Annotated in this window: 2 pseudogenes; one reads left to right on the plus strand and one right to left on the minus strand. The window is 50.6% G+C overall.

Going from position 1 to position 1592, the window contains the following annotated elements:
• Position 1 precedes the first annotated feature (1 nt).
• Positions 2-274, plus strand: a pseudogene (locus APY94_RS13060) (DUF763 domain-containing protein); the annotation flags it as partial.
• A 37-nt stretch (positions 275-311) separates the two neighbouring features.
• Here the strand turns inward: APY94_RS13060 and APY94_RS12770 are convergent.
• Positions 312-1442 (minus strand): annotated as a pseudogene (locus APY94_RS12770) (RNA-guided endonuclease InsQ/TnpB family protein); the annotation flags it as partial.
• Between the last annotated feature and the right edge of the window lie 150 nt (positions 1443-1592).

Consider the following 1592-nt stretch of genomic DNA (forward strand, 5'->3'; position numbering starts at 1 on the left):
GATGAGGAATATCGCCGACCTGCCCCTCCACGGCGGCCACGTTCCGGCGTGGCTGGCCCAGAGGATGAGGGAGCTCACCCGGTTAGTGCTGGTTCTGGCGGTTGAGGAGTACGGAACGAAGGGACTCCTGGAAAGGCTCTCCGACCCGGTCTGGTTCCAGGCCTTCAACAACGTCATCGGGATGGACTGGGACTCCTCTGGCTCGACCACCGTGACGGCGGGCATGATAAAGGACGTCCTCTGGAGGGAGGAGCTCGGCGTAAAGGTGGCCGGGGCTGACCTCTTCCCCGCCGTGAGGGGCGGGGGTTTGCCTAACCCCTCGCTAATGGCGGAGAGGTTTGAGGGGTCTCATTCAAACCCACTAAAAAGCGGGTCTTCAACCCCTCCGGGACGGTCTTCCCCCAATTACCCCTCCCTTGAGCGTACAAACCGCCCAAGTTCAGGGTTATCGTTCCCACAGCCCTCTTCAAAATATTAAACGCCCCAACCAAGTCTGAATTGAAGACAAGCCCCATCACGGGACACTTAAACAAACCACGAAGGAAGCGAGCCCCCTCGTGAGGCCTCCCGCAGACGGGACAACGCTTAGACGTGAAAACCTCGTCCACAACCAAAACCCGAATATCATACTCCTCAGCAACTTCCTTCAAGCGTTTGATAACGTAATTAAACCGCCAGACGTGGGAGAGGAGATAATTCTGCTTTTTACCCTTGCTGGAGTTCCCACTGATGCCCTTCGGATAGCCAACAACAATCCTTGAAACACCGAGACGATAGAGCTTTTCAACTGTTTGTCTCACCCTCGTGTTAATGTAGTGCCTCGCCTGGAGTTTAGCCTTCAAGTGCATTCCTGAGAGTTTCTTACTCTTTTTAGCTCCCGATTTATTGATTTTGGACTGATACTCTGCTATCCGTTTTTGCCAGTAAAAATCAATGCTCTTAAGCGGTCTCCCGTTCACTAAGAAGCTTTCCCCGTTCTCAACGTAAACGGCCATCAGGTTGTTTACTCCAAGGTCAATTCCCGCCGAGAGGTTCCCCAATGGCTGTCTTGGGAGTTCAACCCACTCACCATTGATTAGCTTCTCCTCCACCGTGTAGCTCACGTGAGCATACCATTTTCGTCTTATTGGATCGTAAGTTATTTCTAATCGCCCTTGCTTGCCCTTTAAGTGTATTCTCCCCTTGAATTGAATTTCGAGGCGTTTGAACTTTTCGAGGCCTTTGAGGATTAGTTTGTTTCCTTCAATTTTGTATTGGTCGTTTCTGAGGACTATTAAGCCTTCTCCCTTGATGTAGTTTGGTGGTTTGGGTTTGAGCCAGTTGGGGGGTTCTCCGTTCCGCGTGTTCCTTAAGAGTGAGAAGAAGCTTCTCCAGCTTTCGGCGTTCTTCCTGCAGATTTGTTGAACCGTTGCCGAGCCTATTTCGGATTTGAATGTTTCTCTTGGGTTTTTGAGGGTTGTAGTTTTACCGTTATTGACCGCTTCATTCTAAAGTATGGTAATGTTTTTTAGGCTTTAAAATAGTTTTGCTTTCCTGCCTTCAGGCTGGTCTTTCGATTACTGCATCCCCACCCTAAAGGACGAGGCCTTCAG

This window comes from Thermococcus celericrescens (genome assembly GCF_001484195.1).
Taxonomy (GTDB): domain Archaea; phylum Methanobacteriota_B; class Thermococci; order Thermococcales; family Thermococcaceae; genus Thermococcus; species Thermococcus celericrescens.